This is a genomic window from Streptomyces sp. SAJ15 (assembly GCF_007595705.1).
Classification (GTDB): domain Bacteria; phylum Actinomycetota; class Actinomycetes; order Streptomycetales; family Streptomycetaceae; genus Streptomyces.
The window spans coordinates 288,800-311,590 of the sequence record NZ_NISY01000003.1 but is presented as its reverse complement, the minus strand read 5'-3'; the positions used below and the strand labels follow the sequence as shown (position 1 = coordinate 311,590).

22 protein-coding genes are annotated in these 22,791 nt (G+C 72.9%); 12 read left to right on the top strand and 10 right to left on the bottom strand.

Features of this window, described 5'->3' with window-relative positions:
• Nucleotides 1–189: 189 nt before the first annotated feature.
• Nucleotides 190–1,215 carry a MerR family transcriptional regulator gene (locus CD790_RS11540; RefSeq protein WP_144383368.1) on the top strand — a complete coding sequence of 342 codons (1,026 nt, stop codon included), beginning with the start codon at nt 190–192 and terminating at the stop codon, nt 1,213–1,215.
• 299 nt (nt 1,216–1,514) lie between these two features.
• Nucleotides 1,515–1,964 (top strand): phospholipase, encoded by a 450-nt coding sequence (locus CD790_RS11535; RefSeq protein WP_144383084.1) that lies wholly within the window; start codon nt 1,515–1,517, stop codon nt 1,962–1,964.
• A gap of 172 nt (nt 1,965–2,136) precedes the next feature.
• Here CD790_RS11535 and CD790_RS11530 read toward each other — a convergent pair whose 3' ends face one another.
• The 9 genes from CD790_RS11530 to CD790_RS11490 all read right to left on the bottom strand — a co-directional run bounded on the left by CD790_RS11530 (nt 2,137) and on the right by CD790_RS11490 (nt 13,309).
• Entirely contained in the window at nt 2,137–2,982 is an 846-nt protein-coding gene (locus CD790_RS11530) for an HAD family hydrolase (RefSeq protein WP_144383367.1), read from the bottom strand.
• Nucleotides 2,983–3,206: 224 nt separating this feature from the next.
• Nucleotides 3,207–4,490 carry a serine--tRNA ligase gene (gene serS, locus CD790_RS11525; protein WP_144383083.1) on the bottom strand — a complete coding sequence of 428 codons (1,284 nt, stop codon included), beginning with the start codon at nt 4,488–4,490 and terminating at the stop codon, nt 3,207–3,209.
• A 703-nt stretch (nt 4,491–5,193) separates the two neighbouring features.
• Nucleotides 5,194–6,129 carry a prephenate dehydratase gene (gene pheA / locus CD790_RS11520; RefSeq protein WP_144383366.1) on the bottom strand — a complete coding sequence of 312 codons (936 nt, stop codon included), beginning with the start codon at nt 6,127–6,129 and terminating at the stop codon, nt 5,194–5,196.
• Between the two features lie 187 nt (nt 6,130–6,316).
• A complete protein-coding gene (gene efeB / locus CD790_RS11515) occupies nt 6,317–7,789 on the bottom strand; it encodes an iron uptake transporter deferrochelatase/peroxidase subunit (RefSeq protein WP_144383082.1) in 1,473 nt (490 codons plus the stop codon).
• Nucleotides 7,786–10,086 (bottom strand): copper resistance protein CopC, encoded by a 2,301-nt coding sequence (locus tag CD790_RS11510; RefSeq protein WP_144383081.1) that lies wholly within the window; start codon nt 10,084–10,086, stop codon nt 7,786–7,788. Before CD790_RS11510 ends, efeB begins: the two co-directional genes overlap by 4 nt.
• 20 nt (nt 10,087–10,106) lie before the next feature.
• Nucleotides 10,107–10,607: a copper chaperone PCu(A)C gene (locus tag CD790_RS11505; RefSeq protein WP_144383080.1), complete on the bottom strand. Its 501-nt coding sequence runs from the start codon at nt 10,605–10,607 to the stop codon at nt 10,107–10,109.
• Nucleotides 10,607–11,263: an SCO family protein gene (locus CD790_RS11500; RefSeq protein ID WP_144383079.1), complete on the bottom strand. Its 657-nt coding sequence runs from the start codon at nt 11,261–11,263 to the stop codon at nt 10,607–10,609. Before CD790_RS11500 ends, CD790_RS11505 begins: the two co-directional genes overlap by 1 nt.
• A gap of 365 nt (nt 11,264–11,628) precedes the next feature.
• On the bottom strand, nt 11,629–12,396 hold the full coding sequence (locus CD790_RS11495; protein WP_144383078.1) for a YcnI family protein: 768 nt from the start codon (nt 12,394–12,396) through the stop codon (nt 11,629–11,631).
• A 118-nt stretch (nt 12,397–12,514) separates the two neighbouring features.
• Nucleotides 12,515–13,309, bottom strand: a complete 795-nt coding sequence (locus tag CD790_RS11490) for a hypothetical protein (RefSeq protein WP_144383077.1) — start codon at nt 13,307–13,309, stop codon at nt 12,515–12,517.
• Between the two features lie 451 nt (nt 13,310–13,760).
• Between CD790_RS11490 and CD790_RS11485 the strand changes: the two genes are divergently transcribed.
• The 6 genes from CD790_RS11485 to CD790_RS11465 all read left to right on the top strand — a co-directional run bounded on the left by CD790_RS11485 (nt 13,761) and on the right by CD790_RS11465 (nt 19,730).
• Entirely contained in the window at nt 13,761–14,261 is a 501-nt protein-coding gene (locus CD790_RS11485) for an ATP-binding protein (protein ID WP_144383365.1), read from the top strand.
• An 809-nt stretch (nt 14,262–15,070) separates the two neighbouring features.
• A complete protein-coding gene (locus CD790_RS11480; RefSeq protein WP_144383076.1) occupies nt 15,071–15,691 on the top strand; it encodes a carbonic anhydrase in 621 nt (206 codons plus the stop codon).
• Between the two features lie 35 nt (nt 15,692–15,726).
• The gene (locus CD790_RS11475; RefSeq protein ID WP_144383075.1) at nt 15,727–17,247 is read left to right on the top strand and encodes a SulP family inorganic anion transporter; all 1,521 of its coding nucleotides are present in this window, start codon (nt 15,727–15,729) and stop codon (nt 17,245–17,247) included.
• A gap of 408 nt (nt 17,248–17,655) precedes the next feature.
• Nucleotides 17,656–17,808 (top strand): hypothetical protein, encoded by a 153-nt coding sequence (locus CD790_RS34530; RefSeq protein WP_186318976.1) that lies wholly within the window; start codon nt 17,656–17,658, stop codon nt 17,806–17,808.
• Between the two features lie 135 nt (nt 17,809–17,943).
• Nucleotides 17,944–19,182 carry a hypothetical protein gene (locus CD790_RS11470; protein ID WP_144383364.1) on the top strand — a complete coding sequence of 413 codons (1,239 nt, stop codon included), beginning with the start codon at nt 17,944–17,946 and terminating at the stop codon, nt 19,180–19,182.
• 26 nt (nt 19,183–19,208) lie between these two features.
• Nucleotides 19,209–19,730 (top strand): hypothetical protein, encoded by a 522-nt coding sequence (locus CD790_RS11465; RefSeq protein WP_144383074.1) that lies wholly within the window; start codon nt 19,209–19,211, stop codon nt 19,728–19,730.
• Nucleotides 19,731–19,887: 157 nt separating this feature from the next.
• On the opposite strand, the gene CD790_RS11460 is transcribed toward CD790_RS11465, so the two are convergent.
• Nucleotides 19,888–20,262, bottom strand: a complete 375-nt coding sequence (locus CD790_RS11460; RefSeq protein ID WP_260867501.1) for a helix-turn-helix domain-containing protein — start codon at nt 20,260–20,262, stop codon at nt 19,888–19,890.
• Nucleotides 20,263–20,326: 64 nt separating this feature from the next.
• Between CD790_RS11460 and CD790_RS11455 the strand changes: the two genes are divergently transcribed.
• The 4 genes from CD790_RS11455 to CD790_RS11440 all read left to right on the top strand — a co-directional run bounded on the left by CD790_RS11455 (nt 20,327) and on the right by CD790_RS11440 (nt 22,780).
• A complete protein-coding gene (locus tag CD790_RS11455) occupies nt 20,327–21,022 on the top strand; it encodes an NAD(P)-binding domain-containing protein (RefSeq protein WP_260867500.1) in 696 nt (231 codons plus the stop codon).
• Nucleotides 21,023–21,208: 186 nt separating this feature from the next.
• The gene (locus CD790_RS11450) at nt 21,209–21,589 is read left to right on the top strand and encodes a PadR family transcriptional regulator (protein ID WP_186318975.1); all 381 of its coding nucleotides are present in this window, start codon (nt 21,209–21,211) and stop codon (nt 21,587–21,589) included.
• Nucleotides 21,586–22,152, top strand: a complete 567-nt coding sequence (locus CD790_RS11445) for a hypothetical protein (protein WP_144383072.1) — start codon at nt 21,586–21,588, stop codon at nt 22,150–22,152. The genes CD790_RS11450 and CD790_RS11445 overlap by 4 nt, the downstream gene beginning before the upstream one ends.
• Nucleotides 22,153–22,300: 148 nt before the next feature.
• Nucleotides 22,301–22,780, top strand: coding sequence for a nuclear transport factor 2 family protein (locus tag CD790_RS11440; protein ID WP_144383071.1), 480 nt, complete (start codon nt 22,301–22,303; stop codon nt 22,778–22,780).
• The last annotated feature ends 11 nt before the right edge of the window (nt 22,781–22,791 follow it).

Genomic DNA, 22,791 nt, shown 5'->3' with positions numbered 1-22,791 from the left:
CAGGACGCACCGGGCGACGGGCACGGCGGTCCGAAGGCGAAGCACCCCGGACCGGGCGACGGGCACGATGGACCGGACGGCGGGCACGGCGGACCGGGCGGCGGGCAGGTTGCGCCGGATGGGGGGCCCGACGCGCCGGGAAGTGGGCACGCCGCACCGGGTGAGGAGCGGCGGCCCCGGGAGTACCGGATCGAGGACCTGGCCCACCACAGTGGTGCCACCGTCCGCACGATCCGCGCCTATCAGGACCGCGGCCTGCTGCCCCGACCGGAGCGGCGGGGCCGGGCCAACGTCTACGGCGACCCCCATCTGGCCCGACTGCGGCAGATCGCCGACCTGCTCGACCGCGGCTACACCCTGGCCAGCATCAAGGAGCTGTTGGAGGCGTGGGACGCCGGCCGCGGCCTGGGCGGGGTGCTCGGCCTGGTCGCCGAGGTCGACGGCCCCTGGACCGACGAGGAGGCCGGCCGCATCAGCCGTGCCGAGCTGAACGCCCGCTTCGGCGGGCGGCCGGACGACGCGGCCGTGGCGGAGGCGCTCGAACTGGGTGTGCTGGAGCCGCTGCCCGGCCACGACGACGAGTTCCTCGTCCCCAGCCCGCAGGAGCTCGCCGTCGCCGCCGAGCTGTACGCCGCCGGGGTGCCCCTGCTCGCCATCTCGGGCCACCTCCGGGAGTTGCGCACTCAGGTCGAGCACATCGCCGGTCGCTTTCTCGACTTCACCACCGAGCATGTCTTCCAGCCGTATCTGGACCACCCGCCGACCGACGCCGAGGCCACCGAGGCGGCCGCCCTCGTCCGTCGGCTGCGGCCCCTCGCCCAGCAGACGGTCGACGCCGAGCTGGCCCGCGCCATGCGCACCCTCGCCACCCGCCATCTGCGTCGACATCTCGACGAGGCGACGGCGCCACCCGACGCGGCCGGGCGCCCGACGCCGCCCGCCGCTCCGGGGGCCCTCCCCGTCGAGGCGGTGCCCCTCCCCGCCGAGGCGGTGTCTCTCCCCGCCGAGCCGGGACCTCTCCCCACCGAGCTGGTGTCCCTCCCCGTCGAGGCGGTGCGGGCCGTTCGGTCCCTCGTCGGACCCGCCGACACCGCCGCCTTCATCGCGGCCGCCGCCATCCGCGAGGTGAACGCTCGCACGATGGACGCCCTGGTGGCCGGCCGCGGCGAAGCCGCTGGCGGGACGGGACCGGGCGGTGCGGACAGCCGGAGCTGACAGGGCGGAGCGGAGCGGGTGCCCCGGCGCCCGGTTCCCTCCGGGCGAGCCGGTCTGACTGGTAGGCCAGCGGGTCGGCAGGTCGGCAGGTCGGCAGGTCGGCAGGTCGGCGGGTCCGCTTCCGCTTCGCGACGCTTCACGTCCTGTTCATGCCAGTGCTGGCAGAGATCTTGACCGTTGTCAGGTACCTGGCGAATCCTTGGCCTGCGTCACCTCGTTCTTGCTCCGCCCCACATCAACGGCGCCCGAAAGGCCCCCACATCCACGCCTGGAGGGACCGTCAGACATCGGAGGAACACATGCGTCGGCTGACCACCAGCCTCGCCGCGACGGCCGTCACCACGGCCGCGGCGATCGCTCTCGCCTCGCCCGCCGAGGCCGCCCCCGCGGACAAGCAGCAGGTCCTCTCCGGTTGGACCCAGACCAGCGCCACCAGCTACAGCTCCTGGAGCTCCGCCCGCGCCAACCAGGGCGGCTGGTCCGCCTACGGCTTCGACTGGTCCACCGACTACTGCAGCAGCTCGCCCGACAACCCCTTCGGCTTCCCCTTCGAACTCTCCTGCGCCCGCCACGACTTCGGCTACCGCAACTACAAGGCGGCCGGCACCTTCGAAGCCAACAAGTCCCGCCTGGACAGCGCCTTCTACGAGGACCTCAAGCGGGTCTGCAACCGCTACAGCGGCGCCACCAAGAGCTCGTGCACCACCACGGCGTGGACCTACTACCAGGCCGTGCGCATCTTCGGCTGACTCCGCTCACGCACCCGACCGCCCACGCACCCGACCGCCCACGCACCCGACCGCCCACGCTCCCGACCGCGAGCGACCCCGGCCACCGCGCGGGCGCGTACACCGCTCGGTACGCGTGACCGGTCCGTGTCGCCGTCGCCTCCGTCCACGGAAGCGGCGGCGACACGGAACGTCAGCCGATCGGGAACAGCCGCTCCAGGACCACCGCGATGCCGTCCGCGTCGTTCGAGGCCGTGACCTCGTCCGCGACGGCCTTGAGCTCGGGGTGGGCGTCGGCCATGGCGACCCCGCGCCCGGCCCAGCGGAACATCGGGACGTCGTTCGGCATGTCGCCGAAGGCGATGGTGTCGGCGGCCTTCAGCCCCAGCCGACGGGCGGCCAGCGACAGCCCCGTCGCCTTGGACAGCCCCAGCGGCAGCAGCTCCACGATGCCCGGACCCGCCAACACCACCCCGACCAGGCCCCCGGCCGCCGCATGGGCCGCCGCCACCAGCGCGTCGTCGTCCAGCCGCGGATGCTGGATGTAGACCTTGTTGATCGGCGCGGCCCACAGCTCGGTGGGATCCTCGAACCGCCGCACCGGAAGCGGCCCCTCCTGCGTGCGGTAACCGGGGCCGACCAGCACCTCACCCTCGATGCCGTCCCGGGTCGCGGCCAGGAACAGCGGGCCGACCTCAGCCTCGATCTTGGCCAGCGCCAGCGCGGCGAGCTGCCGGTCCATCGTCACCGACGTCAACAGCCGCCGCTCGCCCGCGTGGTAGACCTGGCCGCCCTGGCCGCACACCGCCAGGCCCTCGTAGCCCAGGTCGTCCAGTATGTGCCGGGTCCACGGCACGCCGCGGCCGGTGACCACGATGTGCGCCGCCCCCAGCGCGCAGACGGCTTCCAGCGCCGCACGGGTGCGCGTCGAGATCGTCTCGTCGGAGCGCAGCAGCGTCCCGTCGAGATCCGTCGCGATCAACCGGTACGGAAGCCCCGCGGGCGCGGAGCCCGAGGACTCCACGTGCGGCGCGGCCATCGTCGCCTTCTGCGGCTCGGCGGCCGCGCCCGCGTCGCTCGCTGTGTTGTTTTCGTTCGCTTCTCCGCCTGCGCGGCGCAGAGGTGCGGCCATCGTCGCCTTCTGCGGCTCGGCGGCCGCGCCCGCGTCGCTCGCTGTGCTGTTTTCGTTCGCTTCTCCGCCTGCGCGGCGCAGAGGTGCGGCCATCGTCGCCTTCTGCGGCTCGGCGGCCGCGCCCGCGTCGCTCACTTGGCCCGCTTCACCGGCTCCAGGAACTCCCGCCCGCCCAGGTACGGGCGCAGCACCTCGGGCACCCGCACCGAGCCGTCGGGCTGCTGGTGGTTCTCCAGAATGGCCACGATGGTGCGCGGCACCGCGCACAGCGTGCCGTTGAGCGTCGCCAGCGGGCGCACCTGCTTGCCGTCGCGCATCCGGATCGACAGCCGGCGCGACTGGAACTCGGTGGTGTTCGAGGTGGAGGTCAGCTCGCGGTACTTGCCCTGGGTGGGGATCCACGCCTCACAGTCGAACTTCCGCGTCGCCGAGGAGCCCAGGTCGCCCGAGGCCAGGTCGATCACCCGGAACGGCAGCTCCAGCGAGGTCAGCCACTGCTTCTCCCACTCCAGCAGCCGCTGGTGCTCGGCCTCGGCGTCCTCCGGGGTGGTGTAGACGAACATCTCCACCTTGTCGAACTGGTGCACCCGGAAGATGCCACGGGTGTCCTTGCCGTACGAACCCGCCTCGCGGCGGTAGCACGGCGAGAAGCCCGCGTAGCGCCGCGGCAGCTCGCCGACGTCCAGGATCTCGTCCATGTGGTACGCGGCCAGCGGCACCTCGGACGTACCGACCAGGTAGAGGTCTTCCTTGTCGAGGTAGTAGACGTCCTCGGCGGCCTGGCCGAGGAAGCCGGTGCCCTCCATGGCCTTCGGCTTGACCAGGGCGGGGGTGAGCACGGGCGTGAAGCCGGCCGCGGTGGCCTGCGCCATGGCCGCGTTGACCAGGGCCAGCTCCAGCAGGGCGCCGACGCCCGTCAGGTAGTAGAAGCGGGAGCCGGAGACCTTGGCGCCGCGCTCGGTGTCGATGGCGCCGAGCAGCTCGCCCAGCTCCAGGTGGTCCCTGGGCTCGAAGCCCTCGGCGGCGAAGTCGCGTGCGCTGCCGAACTCCTCCAGGACGGTGAAGTCGTCCTCGCCGCCCACGGGCACGTCCGGGTGGACCAGGTTGCCCAGCTGGAGCAGGAGCCGCTGGGTCTCCTGCGCCGCCTCGTCCTGCTCGGCGTCGGCGGCCTTGACCGCCGCGGACAGCTCGCCGGCCTTCTTCAGCAGGGCGGCCTTCTCGTCGCCGGCGGCCTTGGGGATGAGCTTGCCGAGCGACTTCTGCTCGGCGCGCAGCTCATCGAAGCGGACACTGGAGGACCTGCGCCGCTCGTCGGCGGAGAGCAGCGCGTCGACGAGGGCGACGTCCTCTCCACGGGCGCGCTGGGAGGCGCGCACACGGTCGGGGTCCTCACGGAGCAGGCGAAGGTCAATCACCCCACCAGGTTACCGGTGTGTCCTCCAGAAGCTCGACCCGATATTCCCTTGTGTTGTGTTTTATCCCTTTTGGGCGATGTGAAGAAGGCGGTGAAATACGTCGCGGGGCGCCGTCGGAGCTCCCGTCGCCCCCTGCCGGCGCCTCTCCGGGGCGGGTCAATGAATTCCCCTCATTCGCCGAAATGGGGCATACGCGTCGGGTTTGGCTGACCGACTGCCCTGTGGGTGCGCGGAGTTGAGCTCGGGCTTGTCCACAGCGGCACGGGGATGAGTCGACGTTATCCACAGCCTGTGTGTGAGTTCTGTGGACTTCGGAATTGATCATTCCGCATAGAGGTGATACGCCGTTCATTCAAGTGGCAAACCCTCTTTGTGCACTCTTTCGGGTGGGATTGATTCCCTTCTCCTCGCCCTAAAGGGTGGATTTGCGGAATTCCTGTGACGCGATGGCGGCGTCGGAGCGGGGTCGGGGCCATGGACGCCGTAGGGACGACAACGCAGACTTGTCGACTCCGCGGTATCGGTCTGTCGACTTATCCCCAGGTCGAGTGAGTGCCCTGTGGATAACCCTGGGGATGTCGGTGTATGGGGATGCCGGGATGCGGGAGTGCCCGGAGGCCGGGATACGGGGATGCCGGCATCGCGGGGCGCCGGCAGACGGGTCCCGCGGTCCCGCGGTCCCGCCGGTGTGCCGAAGCCCCGCTCAGGTCCGCCCGTCCTGGATGCGGGCCAGCCAGTCCGCCGCCGCCACGAACTCCTCGTCGGACGTCCCGCGCCGCAGCCGCCCGAGGTCCGCCGGGTCCACCCCGGCCCGGGGGTACGACCCCAGGAACCGCACCTTGGGGCAGATCCGCTTCAGCCCCATCAGCGCCGAACCCACCCGCCGGTCGGTGATGTGCCCCTCGCAGTCCACCGAGAAGCAGTAGCGCCCCATCCCCTCGCCGGTGGGGCGGGACTCGATCCGCATCAGGTTGACCCCGCGCGCCGAGTACTCCTGCAGCAGCTCCAGCAGGGCGCCCGGGTGGTCGTCGCCGAGCCAGATGACCACCGAGGTCTTGTCCGCTCCGGTGCGGGCCGCGGGCCGGGCCGGGCGACCGACCAGGACGAAGCGGGTCACCGCGTTCGCCGCGTCGTGGATCTCGGTGACCAGCGGGTCGAGCCCGTACCGGGGCGCGGCGAACTCGCCCGCGAAGGCCGCGTCGTAGCGCCCCTCCTGGACCAGCCGGGCGCCGTCCGCGTTGGACGCCGCCGACTCCCACACCGCGTCCGGCAGGTGCGCGGCGAGCCAGTTGCGCACCTGCGGCTGGGCCACCGGGTGCCCGGTCACGGTCTTCACGTCCGTCAGCGAGGTGCCCGGCCGCACCAGCAGCGCGAACGCGATCGGCAGCAGCACCTCGCGGTAGATCATCAGCGGCTCGCCCGTCGCCAGCTCGTCGACGGTGGCGGTCACCCCGCCCTCGACCGAGTTCTCGATCGGCACCAGGGCGGCGGCGGCCGAGCCGGACCGCACCGCGTCCAGCGCCGCCGGGACCGACACCATCGGGACCAGCTCGCGGGTGGCGGCCTCGGGCAGGGTGCGCAGGGCGGCCTCGGTGAAGGTGCCCTCGGGCCCGAGATAGGTATAGCGACTGGCCGACATCACGCTGAACTCCCTGTGATCAGACGAGAACCGTCACGATACCCACGTCGACACCCGGTGGCCCCGATCCGTCCGAGCAGTGGGACCGGGGCCGACGCGGCCGACGGCGGGGCCGTGGGGCACGGCGCCGGCCGCGGAGCCGTGTGGCACGGCGCCGCGCCCGACGTCGTCGGCGACGAGACGGTGCTCACCCCTCCAGCAGCGGCTGGCCCACGTAGGAGCCCCGCTCCGCCGCCGGCGGCACGGCGAACAGCGCGCTCGCCTCGTGGCGCAGGAACCGGGACAGTCCGTCCCCACGATCCAGCTTGCGCTGCACCGGCACGAATCCCTTCATCGGATCGGCCTGCCAGGCGATGAACAGCAGACCCGCGTCCGGCGCGCCGTCGTCGAGGAAGCCGTCGTGGTACGAGAACGGCCGCCGCAGCATCGCCGCGCCCTGGTTGGTCTCCGGTGCCGCGACCCGCACATGCGCGTCGCCGCCGATGGCCAGCGCGCCCTCCTTGGTGAGTTTGGCGAGGTCGACGGGGGTGGTCTCGGTGCCGCCGGAGAGCGGGGAGCCGTCGGACTTGCGGCGGCCTATCACCCGTTCCTGCTGGTCGAGGGAGAGGTTGTCCCAGGTGTCCAGCAGCATCCGGATGCGTCGGACCACCGCGTACGAGCCGCCCGCCATCCACTGGGGCGATCGCGTGGAGCCGCCCTTGGGCACGAAGATCCGCTTCTGGAAGTCGGCGTCCCGCTGCTTGGGGTTGTTGGTGCCGTCGACCTGCCCCATCAGATTGCGGCTGGTCATCGGGTGTGCGGTGGCGCCGGGGGTGCGGTTGAAGCCGTTCATCTGCCAGCGCAGCCGCACGGTGTCCCCGGCCTCCCGCTGGAGCGCGCGCAGCGCGTGGAAGGCGACGAGCGCGTCGTCGGCGCCGATCTGGAGCCACAGGTCGCCGTTGCTGCGCTTGGCGTCGAGCGCGTCGGCGGAGAAGTCCGGCAGCGGGGCGAGCGCGTTCGGCAGCCGTTCGGTGAGGCCGGTGCGGCCGAAGAAGCCGCGGCCGAAGCCGAAGGTGACGGTGAGCGAGGAGGGGCCGGCGTCCAGCGCGATGCCGGTGTCGTTCGCCAACCGCTCCTCGTCCGCCATCAGCTGCCCGGCCAGCGCCGACCAGCGGCGCATCAGTGCGGCGGCCGCCTTGCGGTCCGCCCCCGGGGCCAGGTCGAAGGCGAGCAGATGGCCGCGGGCCTGGAGCGGGGTGGTGATGCCCGCCTGGTGCAGGCCCTCGGTGCCGTCCGTCCCGTCCGCGCCGTCGGTCCGGTCCTCCCGGTAGAAGGGGACGGTGGTGGAGCCGACGGTGCTCAGGGCGGTGGGCGCCTCGCCCCGCAGGGCCTCGGCCCCGGCCGCGCCCCCGGCGCCGCCGACCACCAGCCCGGCGGCGCCGGCCGCGCCCGCGGTGCCCAGCAGCCGGCGCCGGGTGACGCCGCCCTGCGGCGGGACCGAAGCCGCCGGGGCGGGAGCGGTCCCGCCCGCGGCCTTCGCCTTACCGGCGCCCCCGGTCCCGTCGGCCGCCTTGGCGGTGGCGCCGGCCGCCGCGGCGGTCCTGGCGTTCTTCTGCTGCGGGGGCCGGTTGGCCGCCTTCGACTTGGAGGGTTTGGGTCGTGCGGAGTTCTGCTCGGTCATGGGCTGACTTTCACGGTCTTGACCTCGGTCACCTGGTCGATGTCGGAGGTCCGTACGGTCAGGGACAGCTGCCAGGAGCCGGCCATCGGGAGCTGGAAGCGGTCGACGCTCCAGTGGCCGGTCGACAGGTGACGAAGAGGGACGACGAGCGGGCCGATGTCCTGCTTCCGCAGGGTGAACGAGAGCTTCAGCTCCGCCAGGTCCACGGCGCGCCCCGCGCGGTCCTTCAGATAGAGGTGGATGGTGTTGGCGCCCTTCCGCGCGGGGTCGACGGTGAGCTCGGCGGTGCCACGGCCGCTCTCGGTGCCGGTGTCGTACGGGACGGTGACGGTGACCGGGCCCGCGGCCGGCCCGGCGGCGCCCGCGCGGGCCGCCGCCTGTGCGGCCTCCGCGCGGCCCGGCTGGGTGCCGGTCAGCACGGTGGTCACCGCCAGCAGCACCACGGCGACGGCCGTCTCCACGGCCACCGCGCGGCGCAGCCCGCTGCGCTCGGCATCGGCGTCCCGCCGCCGGAGCCCCGCCGTCCGGTCCACCGCGGCCCGCTGGCGGGCGAGCTGTGCGGCGCGCACCGGATCGCTCGCCGTGGACCCCGCGCGGTCGTGGCGCCGCCCCGCGCGAGCGCCGTCGGACCGGCCGGCGCCGTCGTGGCGGCCGGTGCCGTCGCCGCGACCGGCGCCGTCGTGGCGGCCAGTGCTCTCGCTGCGACCGGTGCCGGCGCCGCTGCCGCCGTCGTCCGCGCGGCCGCGCGGGTCGACGGTCGTGTCGGAGGTACGGAGACCGGCCCCCGCGCCGACCCGGCGGGGCGCGTCCGCCGCCCCCGAGGCGGCCGAGACCGCCCCCGGAACAGGCGCGTCCGCCTCCTGAGCACCGGCCTCCCGCGCGTCGGCTCCCCGCGCGTCGCCGCCGGGCGTGGTCGCCGTCGGTTCGGCGGCCTCCCGCGCCGCGGCGTCCCGCGCCGCGCCCTTCGGCGCCTTCGCCCGGGTCTTGGTCGCCTTGTTCCGGGCGGCCTTGCCGGGGGGCGCGGGTTCGGGCTCCGGGGCGTCGGTCAGCCGCGCCGTCCAGCGACGGGAGCCGGCGGCCAGCCCGACGAGCACGGCCACCAGCGCCACCTTCACCAGCAGCCACCTGCCGTACTCGGTGCCGGTCAGCGCGGACCAGTCGCCGACCTGCCGCCACGACTGGTAGAGCCCGGTGACCACCAGCGCCAGGACCGAGCCGAAGGCCAGCCGCGAGAAGCGGCGCACCGCCGTGCCGGGGACGGGCTCGCCCGCGCGGAGCGTCACCAGCAGGGCCACCAGCCCGCCCAGCCACACGCCGACCGCCAACAGGTGGGCCACGTCCACCGGCATCGCCAGCCACGGCTGGATGCCGACCGACGCGTGCTCGGCCATCGCCCAGGTGGCGCCGAGACCGGCCGCGAGCACCGCGCCGCCCACGCCCAGCCCCACGGTGAGCTCGCGCCGCGCCGTCGCCTTCGCCCGCTGCCGCGCGTACGGCCCGAACAGCACGGCCAGGAAGCCGGCCGCCGCCCCGAGCAGAAGCAGTCGGGCCAGCAGCGCCGCGCCCGGCTTGGTGGACAGCACCTCGTCCAGCCGGCCCAGGTCGAGGGCCGCCCCGAGCGTGTCGCCGCCGGTGTACGGGGAGCGCAGCAGCAACAGCAGCACGGTGGCGGCGAACAGCGTCGCCCAACCGGCCGCGGCGACCCGCTCCACCGGCTTCGACGAGCGGCAGGCCGCGGCGAAGACGCAGCCGCCGACGAGCAGCACGAGGCCGGCGTAGGCCGCGTACCGGCCGACGCCGTAGAGCGTGTCCACGGTCGGGTCGGGCTCGGCGGTGGTCGGCACCGAGACCGTGGTCGCCGACGGCGCGCCGATGGAGAAGGTGAACGCGCCGCCCACCGGGTGGCTGTCCTCCGACACCGCCTGCCAGGCGACCGTGTAGGTGCCGTCCGGCAGCCCCGCGCGGAGCGCCACCGACATGGTCGACGACTCGCCGTCCCGGTGGTCGGGCTCGCCGTCGTCCACCCGCCGGCCCCGCGGGTCCAGGACCCGCACGGAGTCGTCGGAGACCAGCACCCCCTCCGAGAAGGTGAGGGTGACCCGCTGGGGCTGGGTCGGCAGCACCGCGCCGTCGGCCGGGTCGGTCGCGGTGAGCGCGGCGTGCGCCGACGCCGGGGTGGCGCCGAAGCCCAGCGCGCACGCCAGCACGGCCAGCAGCAGGACGCCCAGCCGGGCCGGCCCTGGCAACCGTCGCGGCCGGGCGGGCCGCTCGGCGGTCGTGGTCGGGGAGGAGCTCATGGGGGGAGGGTCCTACGGTTTCAGTGGTGCTGGGGGCGGTACGTCGTCGGCTTCACCGGGACGTCGACCTCGATCGGTTCCGAGGAGGCGAAGTGGAGGGTGAATCGCACCTTCTCGCCGACCTCGGGTCTGTGGTCGAGCTTGCCCAGCATGAGGTGGGTCCTGCCGCTGGCGAGGGTGAGTTCGCCGCCCGCCGGCACGTCGAGCGAGTTCACCTGCTTCATCCGGGTCCCCTCCGTGGTGTGCAGGGTGACGTCGGAGGAGAGCGGCGTGGTGACCTTGGTCAGCCGGTCGGCGGTGTCGCCGGTGTTCCGCACGGTCAGAAAGCCGGCCGCCATGTCGTCCATGGCGGGCCGCGGCAGGTAGGCGCCGTCGACCGACAGCGACGCGGGGCTCTTCTTCGCGCCGTCGGACCCGTCCGAGCCGCCGCAGGCGGTGAGGGCGAGCGCCAGCGCCACGCCGGTGGCGGTGGCCCCGGCGACGGCGTAGGTCCTCGTGCGCAGTACGGGTGTGGCGGGCATTACGGGTTGACTCCCTTGATGATCTTCGGGAGGTCCTTGGTGTAGGTCTCCGACGTGGTCTCGGTGGTGTAGATCCAGTGGGCCTTGTCGTCCTTGGGCGAGAAGCCGAGCACCTGCGCGCCGTGGTTGACGGTGATGGTGCCGTCCTTCTCCTTCTTGGGCGGATCGACCAGGATGCCCAGCGGCCGGGCGGCGGCCTGGATGGTGTCGAAGTCGCCGGTCAGGCCGATGAAGTCCTGGCCGCCCTGGCCGTCCAGCCAGGAGCGCATCCGCTTGGGGGTGTCGCGCTCGGGGTCCGTGGTCACAAAGATGACCTGAAGCTTCTCGCGCTCCTCTGGCGAGAGCTCCTGCTCCGCGATCGCGACGTTGCTCATCACCAGCGAGCAGACGTCGGGGCAGAAGGTGTAGCCGAAGTAGACCAGCGTGGGCCGGCCCTTGGTCTGCTCCAGCAGGTCGAACTTCTTGCCGTCGGTGTCCTTGAGGATCAGGTCCGGCTTGGGCTTCGGCTTGTCCAGGACGATCGCCGACTCCTTCCTGTCGCCGCCCTTGACGTCGGCGACGGAGTCGGAGTCCTTCGCCTTGTCGCCGGAGCCACAGGCGGTCAGGGCGAGCGCGGCCGTGGCGGCCAGGGCGGCAGCAAGGATCTTGGTGCGCATGGGGTGCTCTCCAGATGGGGTCGATGGGTCGGTGGGCCGGTGCGTCGAGGTTCGGTCAGGAGCGGGCGGGTCGGTACGTCGCCGTGTGGCCATGGCGTCGCGTCGACGGATCGATGGACCGACGGATCGACAGATCGGTGCATCGGTGGATCGGCGTGTCGGCAGGTCGCCGAGTCGTCGAGTCACCGAGTCGCCGAGCCGGTCAGTCGACCAGTCGGTCGATCGACGGGTCGACGTACCGGGACACGCGGGTGTCGGTACGTCGATTCGTCGACACGGTCCGTGCGGGGATCGACACCGTCCGTACGGGCTGTCGTGCGAGGCGCCACAGGGGCGCTCCGCCCGACCCGCCCGCTCCGGGTCGATCAGGCGGCGGACCGGCGGCGACCGGCCAGCACGCCGAACGCGACCCCGGCGACGCCGACGACGATGCCGACGATGCCGAGGACCCGGGCGGTGGTGTCGCTGTCGTCGTTCGAGGCGGCGGTCTTCTTCGTCGCCGCGGCCCGCGCGTCATGCTCCGCGGCGTCCTCGCCGTGCCCGCCCTTGCCGTTCCCGCCCTGGTGGCCGGCTCCGTGGCCATGGCCGCCCGAGCCCTCGGCGGGCTCGACGAGCTTGAGGACCGGCGCCGGGTGGTCCGGCTCCGCCTTGCCCTCCTCGGGCACCTCGATCCAGCGCACGACCTCCTTGTTGTCGTACGTCTGGAGCGCCTTGAAGACGATCCGGTCGGCGTCCTCGGGGAGCTGGCCCACGGACAGCGGGAACTGCTGGAACATCCCCGGCTCGATGGTGCCGCCGGTCCAGGTGACCTTGCTGACCGCCTCGCTGATCTTCTTGCCGTGCATCTCGATCGGCTTGTCGAGCTTGGTCCTGGTGACCTCGACGTCCCAGCCCGGGACGGGCTGCGGCATCACCGAGGCGATCGGGTGGTCGGTCGGAACGGTGACTTCGAGCTTGACCGTCGAGGCGTTGTCCCGCTCGTTCGGCACCTTGAGGTTGACGGTGCTGAAGCCGCCCTTCTCGGCCTGCCCGGGCTGCACGCTGACGTGCGCGAAGGCGGGGGCGGCGAGGAGGGCGACGGTACCGGCGGCGGCACCGCCGACGACGGAGAGACGACGAAGCATGGCGTTCATGGCAGATATTCCAGGTGGATCAAACGTCGGAGACGTCATGGCGGAGAGACGAGCGTGGGCGCGTGCGGCACCGCGCGACGCCCTCCCGGATCCCTGCCCGGAGTGGTGGTCGCGTGGCTCAGGCCGCGAGCTCGACCTCTGGCGGACCGCGCCTGATCACGCTGTGCTGGAGCACCACCGAGCGCGGCTCCACCGCGTCGCGTTCGTCCGCGCGGGCCGCGCGCAGGCCACGGCCGGCCTCCTCGGCGCCGCCGAGCAGCCCGGCGCGCAGCGCCCGCACCAGCCGCAGGGCGACGCGCAGCGCCCGCGCCGAGACCCCGTCCGTCGACAGCCACGCCAGCCGCGCCAGCCGCCACAGCGCGGCCTCGCCGCGGCGCAGCAGCCAGCCGGCCGCCAGCGCGGCGAGCAGATGACCGAGCACCATGGGCAGGGACGGCAGCAGCGCGTCCCAGAGGGACGGGGCGTGGTGCGGCGGCGCGACGCCGGCCGCGCCGGGGTCGATGCCGGCGTCCGCTATCAGGCGGTTCGCCTGCTCCGTGTCCATGGCGCCCGGGCCGGAGTCGCACAGCATCCGCGCGGCGAACGCGACCAGCCGACCCTTGTGGGCGTCCTGTCGCGCCTCCCAGGCGACCGCCGTGGCGTCGCCGTGCTGGGCCACCGTGAACAGGCCGTGCAGCAGGAGCTGCCCGATGCCCAGCGCCACCGCGATGCCGGGCAGCGACCGCTCGCGGCCGGCCAGCGGCGCCGCGACCGCGAACACCGCCAGACCTCCCACGCCCAGCGCCCACAGCGGCACCGGCGCGCACGACGCGAGAGCGTGGCCACCCGCGGACAGCACGACGCAGACCGCGGTGAAGACCGCGGCCCGCAGCATTCGCAGATCGGCGCCGGCACGCACGACGGGGGCAGACATGGCTGCGCCATCATCCCATCGGCCCGTTTTCTTCCCCACGGCAGGGCGTGGCGTGGCCGCCCCGGCCAGGCGGGACGGGCCCGGCGCGGGCCGGCCCGGGGCCACGGGCGGGGTCCGGTCGGGACCGGGTGGCGGGCCGGGGCGGGCGCGGCGACGGGACGGCGGCCGGGATTCGAGACCGTGACGGGGTGGGGCGGCCGGGATTCGAGACCGTGACGGGTGGGACGGCCGGGGTTCGACACCGTGACGGATGGGTATCACGGGGCGGGAGCGCTACGGCCCGGCGCCCGGTGGCCTCCGCCATGTGGCCCGGTGCCGCCCCGCCTCATACACCGGTCGACGCGTGTCGCGCTTCCGCCAGATGAGTGGAGTCACATACCTCGCGCGCTTACCGACCATGGACACCGGCAATACGTATCGGTATGTCGAGCCGCTGCCGGGAGGCTGGAACATGAGCATCTGGTGGTCTCTGCAATTGCGGCGCGAGCTGGCCAGCGTGCCCCTCGCCCGGAAGCTCTTGCGGCGCACCATGGAGACGGCCGGCGTCGACCCCGAGATCTGCCACGATCTGTCCCTCGCCGTCTCCGAGGCCTGCGCCAACGCGGTCGAGCACGGCGGTAGAGGCGGCGCCGGTGAGGCGTACCGCGTCACCGCGTTCATCGACGGCGACACCTGTCGCATCGAGGTCACGGACTGCGGCCCGGGCTTCGCCCCCGCCCCGGACCCGACCCTCGCCCCGCCGACCCTCGAGTCGGGCCTCGCTCCCCTCCCGCACCGCCCCGAGTCGCCCGCCCCCGCCGGCGTCCACGCCGAGCACGGCCGCGGCCTGTTCCTGATCGAGGCCCTGACCGACCACGTCCGCTACCGCAACCGGCAGGACGCGACCGGTGCCGTGGTGAGCTTCGACAAGATCCTCAAGTGGCGGGAAGGCGCTCTGCTGAAGGCCTCCTGACCGGGGACGGGCACCGGGGCCGGGGCTCCGCGTCCCCCGTCGTGGGCCCGCACGCCGGAGGACGAGCCCGGCGGGCCGGACCCGAGGGGCCGGACCCGACGGTCGGTGCCCGCGTCCCCGGCCCGCCCCCGCCTCTTCTCGAGTGCGCACGGATGAACCGTCCGTGATGACGTGCGTCGCCCCCTCGCCTCTCGCCCCGTCCCGTTCCGCCGCGCCGGCGGTGTCCCGGAGCGGCCGCGCCGCGTGGCCCTCGGCTGGCCGAGCAATCGTCGCGAATGGGAACGCGCATCGCGTCGGCGGCGGGCGGTGTGGTCACCACGTACCGATGGCCGCGCCGTTGTTCCCGCTGTGTCGCTTTTCACTCTTCGGCTGCCCCACGTGATTCCGAGACGGTCGCGGAAGTGGCCGAAATCTTTCCCTGGCGCGCGGCGTCGAGGAGGGCGCCCCCGGGGCGTCGTGTCGGCGGTTTGACCAGGTGACGCCCTACGACGGTCGGCGATACGAACCTGGTACGAGGACGTCCATGGACTGGCGGTTTTCCGACAGCCCCGACTGGTGCGGCCGTTCCACCCGGAGTCATGTCAAGTGCCCGATTGCATACCGGTTTTGACGAGATTTTAATCTGTCATCGGCAGGTAATGCGCTGGTAAATTGCCGGATGCGGCCGTGAACCAGAATGTGCCGCAGCGGCGCGGCATAAGCCCCGAGGACGTGGTGTCTGACCCATCGCCGCCGCGCCCGCAGCTCTTGACCGACCCGACCACACCGCGCCTCGACGAACGCCGTCGAGGCGCAGGAGGCAGGCCATCATGAAGTCACTGATCGACCACGCGCGCTCCTTCTCGGCCACCCATGTGGCCGACCCCCGGCACGCCGAAACCTTCCGGGCCCTCGAAGCGGGCCAGGCCCCCGAAGTCCTGTTCATCACGTGCTCGGACTCGCGCGTGGTGCCGGCTCTGATCACCGGGGCGCGCCCGGGTGAGCTCTTCGAACTGCGTACCGCCGGCAACATCGTTCCGTCGTACCCGGGCGACAGTCGCCCCACGGGCGAGGCGGCCACCATCGAATACGCGGTGCGTGTGCTCGGCGTCCGCGACATCGTCGTCTGTGGGCACTCCCACTGCGGCGCGGTGGGCGCCGTGGTCCGGGACGAGGACCTCTCCGCCGTCCCCGCCGTCCGCGGCTGGCTGGAGGAGGCCGTGCCGCCGCACGCGTCCGTCCGCTCGCTCGAGGTGGCGACCGAGGACGTGGCGGAGGCCGTACAGGCCCACGCCGTCGCGCAGTTGGCGACGCTGCGCGGCTACCCCTGCGTCAGGGAGGGCGTCGCCGACGGGAGGCTCTCCCTGCACGCCTGGTACTACGAGGTGCACACCGGCGAGGTCAGAGTGCATCGGCCGGACAACGGCGGTCTGTCGTTCGGAGCCCTGTGAACCGGCCCGACACGAAGACAGGGGGACCCTCACCCGTGCTTTCCGCCTTCTCCACCCTCAAGAACCCGGCCGTCCTCCGTCAGGACGCGCTCGCCTCGCTCGTCGTGTTCCTCGTGGCCCTGCCGTTGTGCGTCGGCGTGGCCGTGGCGTCGGGCGTACCCGCCGAACTCGGCCTGATCACCGGCATCGTCGGCGGCCTGGTCGTGGGCTTCATGCCCGGCAGTGCCCTCCAGGTCAGCGGCCCCGCCGCCGGCCTGACCGTGCTCGTCTTCGAAGCCGTACGAGAGTTCGGGCTCGGCATGCTCGGGGCGATCGTGCTGGCCACCGGGGTGCTGCAGATCGTCCTCGGCCTGCTGCGGTTCGGCCGCTGGTTCCGGGCGATCTCCGTCTCGGTCGTCCAGGGCATGCTGGCCGGCATCGGACTCGTCCTGATCTTCGGGCAGTTGTACACGATGGCCGGCGTCAAGCAGCCGCGCTCCGGCCTGGACAAGATCGCCGGAATCCCGGGGCTGATCGGCGACATCGCCACCAGCCGCACCGCGCTGACCGCCTTCGCGGTCGGCCTCGGCACCATCGTCGTGCTGGTCGGCTGGAAGAAGCTGCCCGCCAAGGCGCAGCTGGTCCCGGCTCCGCTGGTCGCGGTGGCCCTGGCCACGGCCGTCACGGCGATCGGCGGCCTGGACGTCGCGAACGTGAAGGTCCAGGGGCTCGTCGACGCCATCCAGCCGCCGGCCCTGAACGACCTCACCTCGTTGGGCACCGTGGCCGCGCTCGGTACGGTCCTCGCCTTCACCCTGATCGCCTCGGCGGAGTCGCTCTTCAGCGCGGCGGCGGTGGACCGGATGCACGACGGGCCGCGTACGCACTACGACAAGGAGCTGGTCGCGCAGGGCGTGGGCAACACCGTGTGCGGCGTCCTCGGGGCGCTGCCGATGACCGCGGTGATCGTCCGCAGCTCCGCCAACGTCCAGGCGGGCGCCAAGACCGTGCTCTCCCGCATCCTGCACGGGCTGTGGCTGCTGCTCTTCACCGTGCTGCTGCCGGTGGCGATCGGGATCATCCCGCTCGCGGCGCTGGCGGGCGTGCTGGTGCACGCGGGCTGCAAGCTGATCCCCGTCAAGGAGATCGGCCCGCTGTGGCGGGAGCACCGCGGCGAGGTCGTCATCCTCGCCGTCACGGCCATCGCCATCGTGACGACCAGCATGTTCGAAGGTGTGGTGCTGGGCCTGGTGCTGGCCGTGGCGAAGTCGGCGTGGGAGACCTCGCACGTCCACCTCGACACCCGCGAACTCACCGGCGGGCGAACGGTGGTGACCCTCTCCGGCAACGCCACCTTCCTCCGGCTCCCGCGCATCCTGGAGACCCTGGAGGCGTTGCCGAAGGACCGGCCGATCGAGCTCGACCTGACGGCGGTCCGGCACCTGGACCACGCCTGCCGGGCGGCCCTGGAGAACTGGGCCGCCCGCCACAACACCACCGGCACCGAGCCGGTGCGGATGACGGGCCCGGCCGAGGCGGCCGACGAGGCCGCCGCGTCGGTGCGCGTGGCGGGGTGATCGAGGCCGAGCCGGGCTGATCGGAGGGCGGCCGGCCGACCCGGCTGATCCGCCCGGCGGTGCCACCGTCGGAACCATCCGAAGTGCCGTGCCGGGGTGGCTCGTAGGCGACCAGCCGCGGGCCGCCTCGGCACGCGCTCCGGGCCTGGTGGCGCACCACCGGGACTCCTTCGGCATGCCCTGCCCTGGGGTTGCCACGGGGTCGTCCGGGGCCGCCCGAGGTCGTCCGGCGTGCCCTCGGGCCCCCTGAGTCGCGGCGGGTCGAGGCGCGGCCGCCCACGCCCCGCATCGCGGCGATCACATCAACTGACCATGCGTTGACACTCAGTTGGTCAAACCTTTACGGTCGGTGCAGAGCGGTACATATGCCAATCTTCGCCGCAATTAACGTATTTCGGAGGTTTCATCATGGAACAGCTGATCAAGAAGATGGCTCAGGACGCGGTCTGGCAGCGCTGGGTCGCCGCCAACTCGGCCCAGGGCGCCAAGGACGGCTGCATCAGCGCGGCGCCGAAGACGGGCTGCATCAGCGCGGCGGGCAAGACCGGATGCATCTCCTGACCCGTCGGCGACACCGCGGCACCGCATGACCGGAGTGGGCGTCGCGACCACCGCGGCCGTGACGCCCACTCCGCCCTTCTGTCCCGCGCCGCCCGTGCGGGGCTTCCGTTTCTTCGAGGACACCCGAGGGTGGCAATGGACGGTCAGCCGACGCCCGACATCATCGACCGGGTACGGGACATCCCGATCTACCGCGCGTCGGTCGCGCGGGGGTACTTCCCCATACTGGAGAAACCCGAGATAGCACGGGGTTTCCCGGACAACTGGATGACCCCGGGGCTCGCCCGGGCGCTGGCGGACGGCGACGCGGAGTACGTGCTCTCCACCGGCACCAACCACGCCCGGATGCGGCTCATCCGGCCCCCGTACTTCCTGCTCCACTCCTACTACCGGCTCTGGAGCGAGCACCCCGACATCGCCGAGACCTGGCGGCAGGGCTGCCAACGCGTCTCCCTCACCACGGTGCTGGCCACCGAGCACGTGGCCCGGGTCAACGCCGCGAAGCGCGGCGCCGAACCGGAGGCGGCCCCGTCCCTGGAGGAGCGGAGGTTGGACGAGCGGACGCTCTACCTCAACCTCCGGCTCGACCCGGCCCTGTGGGATCGCGCGGAGGTCGAGCGCATGCTGGCCGAGATCCGCGCCGTCCGCGCGGCCCATCCGCGGGGCCGCTACCACCTGGACTGCTCCGGCTACCACCTCGCCCACCTGGTGCGGAAGGTGGACGAGTGGGGCCTGTGGGCCGACTTCCCCCCGCCCGCCAGCATCATCCACGCCTACGAGTACACCCCGCACGGGGTGCGGCGGTACCTGCGCGACCACTTCGACTGCCCGATCGTCGACCTCTTCGGCAGCACCGAGCTGGGCTACCTGTACTACAGCGACCGCGACGGCCGGTACCGGCCCTACCTGGACCGGATGAGCGTCGAGCTGATTCCCGTCGCGCCCGACAGCGAGATCCACAGCCTCATCGTCACCAGCGTCCGCAACCCGTACATGCCACTGGTCCGCTACCGTTCGGGCGACTGCGTGCGCACCCTCGACGGAACCCCCGACCCGGAGAAGATCGCCGCCTTCTGCGGCCGCGAGAAGGAACTGCTCGCCACCGAGCGGGGGCCCGTGGCGCAGGCGGACCTGGACGACCGCATCAGCTCCGTCTCCAGCCGGGTGTTCCTGCACCAGCTACGACTCACCGGCGCGTCGGAGTGCCGACTGAGCTACACCACCTTCGACGGCCGGCCGCTGGACCCCGAGGAGACCGCCGCCCTGGAGCGGGCGGTGGCCGAACTGACCGGCCGCGACTGCGCCCTGAACCATCGGGGGCGTCTCCCCGTCGGGAAGTCCGGCAAGTACACCTGGCTCGCCACCGACCGCTGAGCCTCGATCCGACCAGGGGACCCTCCATGACCGCACAGACCAGCCGGCCGCGCCTCACCGCCCAGGACCTGAAGGACCTCCTCGGCGCCCGTCTCCACGAGGAGGCGGTGCGGTACGTCACCGACAGGACGGGCGCCGAGCGGGAGTACGCCGAGCGCCAGGTCCTGGAATGCCTCCGCTACCTCTACCTCGTCTCACTCCACCGTGAACGGCTCAGCGGGCTCTTCCTGCCGGTCGAGCAGGAGATCGACGAGATCTGGCACTACCTGATCCTCCAGACCCGTGAGTACCGAGCGCTGTGCGAGGAGCGGCTGCCGGGACGCTACTTCATCCACCACCGCAGCGTCGGCTACGAGGACTACCAGCGGGAGCCGGGCCGCGAGCAGGTCATCGAGGAGGCGCTGCGCTGGCTTCCCCTGTACCGCGCCGCGTTCGGGCCCTTCGACGAAGGGGCGCTGCCGCACTGGACCGTCGTGCGCTTCCTCCGCGAGCAGCTGGACATGTCCCTGGACGAGATCGCGGAGCTGGAACCGCTGACGAGCGCGTAGCCGCCCCGGTGCCGCCGGCGACGCGTGGGGGCGAGGTTCGCCGTTCCCAGGCGACGACCTGGTGGAGGAACTGGGGGAGGACCCGGGCGACGACCTGGGGGAGGACCTGGGGGACGACCTGGGGGAGGACGGCACCGACCGGCGTCCCCGGACTCGCTCAGGGCTTGCGGTCGAAGCGGTCCTGGGCCGCCAGGACGGCGTCCGCGTGGGTCACGGCCCAGGCGCCGAGCGCCTGGATCGGGGGGATCAGGGCGGCGCCGGCCGCGGTGAGGGAGTAGTCGACGCGGGGCGGGACCTCGGCGTAACGGCGCCGCTCCACCAGGCCGTTGTACTCCAGACGGCGCAGCGCCTCGTTGAGCACCTTGGAGCTGATCCCGCCGATCCGGTCCCGCAGCGCCCGCGGCCGCATCGGGCCGCCCTCGTGGAGGACGTAGACCACCACGCTGTCCCACCGGTTGGCCAGCACCTCGAAGGCGACCCGGGCTCGGCAGTCGGCCGCGAACACGTCCCCCTGCATGTCCACCTCGTCCATGCGCCCATCCTGCCCTGCCGATGCCTACCAGGTGGTGCGCATCGGCCCGCCTAGCGTCCCGGGCATGACATCCCTCGACGTGAAAAGGGGCAGGACGATGCGGATCGGCGTTCTCGGCACGGGAGCCATGGCGGCGGCGCTGGGCGGCGCCTGGGTGCGGGCCGGACACCAGGTGATGGTGGGCGGCCGGGACCCGGGCGCCGCCGCCGGGACGGCGGCCCGTATCGGCGCGGCCGGGCACGGCGGCCTCGCCGAGGCGGCGCGGTACGGCGAGGCGGTGCTGCTGGCCGTGCCCGCTGCCGCCGCCGAGCGGCTGGCCGCGGAGCTGGCCCCGGACCTCGCCGGGCGGACCGTGCTCGACTGCACGGTGCCGATGGAGCCCGCCGCCGGCGGCCCGGCCCTGACCACGGCCGGCGGCCCGGACTCGGTCGCCGCGCGGATCGCGGCCGCCGCCCCCGAGGCCCGGGTCGCCAAGGTCTTCGGCATCTGCCACGAGAGCATCTGGACCCTGCCGCGACCGTCCTTCGACGGCGCGCCGCTGGCCGTGCCGTTCTGCGTGGACGACGCGGCCGCCGCCACCCTCACCACCGAACTGATCGGGTCCATGGGCTGCGTTCCGCAGCCCTGCGGCGGCCTGGACCGGGCCGCGCTGCTGGAGGCGACCGCGGTCTTCGCCATCGGCGTCTGGTGGTCCGGCGGTGAGGCCCGCCACGCCTTCCCCGCGCCCGCCCTGGCGCCCGGCGCGGTGGACGACGAGTAGCCCGCGGCGGAGTGACCGGCGGCGCCGGGCCCGCCGCCGTCGGGCGAGCCGGCGTCGTCGAAGCCCACCGCCGTCGGGTGACCCGGCGCCGTCGCAGCCCGCCGCCCTCGGGGTGAGCCGACCGCGGCGGGGCCACCCCCTCCATTGTCTTGCGGAGCAAGGTAATCGCCGACTATCATGCACCGCATGACAAAGGGGCTGCCCGCGACCGGCGACCAGCGGCGCAGTCAGCTCCTGCGCGGCGTGCTCGATCTCTGTCTGCTGTCGCTCATCGCCGAACGGCCGCGATACGGATACGAGTTCACCGAGGCGCTCGCCGCGGGCGGGCTGGAGCTGGTGAGCGAGGGCAGCGTCTATCCGCTGCTCGCACGGCTGGAGCGGACGGGGTTGATCTCCTCCTATCGCGCCCCGTCCGCCAGTGGCGGCGCCCCGCGCAAGTACTACCGCCTCACCGAGGCGGGGCGTGCCGAACTGACCGACGGACGGGAGGTGTGGCGCGCCTTCAGCGGTCAGGTGGGACGGATCCTCGCCGCCCACACCGAATCACCGGGGGACACCACACCATGACGAACGACCAGGTCCTCGCGATCTGCCGCAGCAACTGGGAGTACCGGGGGCTCAGCGACGCCTCCGTGCGGGAGATGCTCGACGAGCTCTCCACCCACTTGGAAGACGCGGAGGCCGCAGGCCGCACGGCGCGGGACGTGGTCGGCGAGGACGTCAGGGCCTTCGCCGCCACCTGGGCCCGGGCCCGCGCCCCGCTGCACCGCCGCGTGCTGCGCACCGCGGCGATGGCCGGCTTCCTGCTCGGCGTCCTGGTGCTGCTCACCTGCCTCGTCAGGTGGACCCCCGAACGGGATGTGGAGGCTAATGACATCGTCTTCTACGCCGCCCTCGCCCTCGTCACGGTCGGGTACGAGCTGCGGCGCGGCGGCATGGGCCTGCGCCGGAGCTGGGGCCTGGCCTTCCTCGTCGGCGTGCCCGCGATCCTGCTCGGCAACTGGCTGATCGGCGACGACCCGCTGTTCACCGTCCCCTTCTGGGTCGGCTTCCCGCTGCTCCTCCCCGCCCTGCCGCACGTCGTCGACGACATCCGCCAGGGGAAGGACGCCGTGCCCGTCGCCGAGTAGGCGGCGGCCGGGCGAGGGGCGGAACGGTGGGGCCGGCGGGCGTTGAACCGGTCGGACCGAGGGCCGGAACGGCCGGATCGAGCGGCGAACCGATCGGGAGTGCGGTCGCGCTTGACTTCAACAAAGGTTGAAGTGTGAGAGTTTCGGCATGGACATCGAACAGATGCGGCGTCAGCTGCAGACCCTGACCGACCGTGCCGAGATCACCGACCTCATGGACCGCTACCTCCGCTCCTTCGACGAGGGAGTCTTCGACGAGGAGTGGGCCCGCGCCTTCCACACCGAGGACGTCACCGCCGAGATGCCCGTCGGCACCGTCCACGGGCGGGACGCCCTGACGGCCCACATCCGGCGTGCGATGGCGCTGTTCGACCGCACCGTGCACTTCGGGACCAACGCGGCCATCGAGATCGACGGCGACCGGGCCACCGCGCGGGGGGCCCAGCTGAGCACGCATGTGCTGGCCGACGGGTCGGAGGAGTTCTTCGCCTCCGGCGGACACACCGAGACCACGCTGGTCAGGACGGCCGACGGATGGCGGATCGCCGCCACGGCGCTGCGGGTGGTGTGGACCCGGGGCACCAGGCCCCAGATCCCGGCGGAGTGGACCGCTCCGCCCGCCGCCTGAGCGGCGGGGCG

Excerpts from the sequence above, each read along its gene's own strand:
- CD790_RS11535 (WP_144383084.1), top strand. The coding sequence starts at position 1,515 with ATGCGTCGGCTGACCACCAGCCTCGCCGCGACGGCCGTCACCACGGCC.
- CD790_RS11530 (WP_144383367.1), bottom strand. The coding sequence starts at position 2,982 with ATGGCCGCGCCGCACGTGGAGTCCTCGGGCTCCGCGCCCGCGGGGCTT.
- pheA (WP_144383366.1), bottom strand. The coding sequence starts at position 6,129 with ATGTCGGCCAGTCGCTATACCTATCTCGGGCCCGAGGGCACCTTCACC.
- efeB (WP_144383082.1), bottom strand. The coding sequence starts at position 7,789 with ATGACCGAGCAGAACTCCGCACGACCCAAACCCTCCAAGTCGAAGGCG.
- CD790_RS11510 (WP_144383081.1), bottom strand. The coding sequence starts at position 10,086 with ATGAGCTCCTCCCCGACCACGACCGCCGAGCGGCCCGCCCGGCCGCGA.
- CD790_RS11505 (WP_144383080.1), bottom strand. The coding sequence starts at position 10,607 with ATGCCCGCCACACCCGTACTGCGCACGAGGACCTACGCCGTCGCCGGG.
- CD790_RS11500 (WP_144383079.1), bottom strand. The coding sequence starts at position 11,263 with ATGCGCACCAAGATCCTTGCTGCCGCCCTGGCCGCCACGGCCGCGCTC.
- CD790_RS11495 (WP_144383078.1), bottom strand. The coding sequence starts at position 12,396 with ATGAACGCCATGCTTCGTCGTCTCTCCGTCGTCGGCGGTGCCGCCGCC.
- CD790_RS11490 (WP_144383077.1), bottom strand. The coding sequence starts at position 13,309 with ATGTCTGCCCCCGTCGTGCGTGCCGGCGCCGATCTGCGAATGCTGCGG.
- CD790_RS11485 (WP_144383365.1), top strand. The coding sequence starts at position 13,761 with ATGAGCATCTGGTGGTCTCTGCAATTGCGGCGCGAGCTGGCCAGCGTG.
- CD790_RS11480 (WP_144383076.1), top strand. The coding sequence starts at position 15,071 with ATGAAGTCACTGATCGACCACGCGCGCTCCTTCTCGGCCACCCATGTG.
- CD790_RS34530 (WP_186318976.1), top strand. The coding sequence starts at position 17,656 with ATGGAACAGCTGATCAAGAAGATGGCTCAGGACGCGGTCTGGCAGCGC.
- CD790_RS11470 (WP_144383364.1), top strand. The coding sequence starts at position 17,944 with ATGGACGGTCAGCCGACGCCCGACATCATCGACCGGGTACGGGACATC.
- CD790_RS11465 (WP_144383074.1), top strand. The coding sequence starts at position 19,209 with ATGACCGCACAGACCAGCCGGCCGCGCCTCACCGCCCAGGACCTGAAG.
- CD790_RS11460 (WP_260867501.1), bottom strand. The coding sequence starts at position 20,262 with ATGGACGAGGTGGACATGCAGGGGGACGTGTTCGCGGCCGACTGCCGA.
- CD790_RS11455 (WP_260867500.1), top strand. The coding sequence starts at position 20,327 with ATGACATCCCTCGACGTGAAAAGGGGCAGGACGATGCGGATCGGCGTT.
- CD790_RS11450 (WP_186318975.1), top strand. The coding sequence starts at position 21,209 with ATGACAAAGGGGCTGCCCGCGACCGGCGACCAGCGGCGCAGTCAGCTC.
- CD790_RS11445 (WP_144383072.1), top strand. The coding sequence starts at position 21,586 with ATGACGAACGACCAGGTCCTCGCGATCTGCCGCAGCAACTGGGAGTAC.
- CD790_RS11440 (WP_144383071.1), top strand. The coding sequence starts at position 22,301 with ATGGACATCGAACAGATGCGGCGTCAGCTGCAGACCCTGACCGACCGT.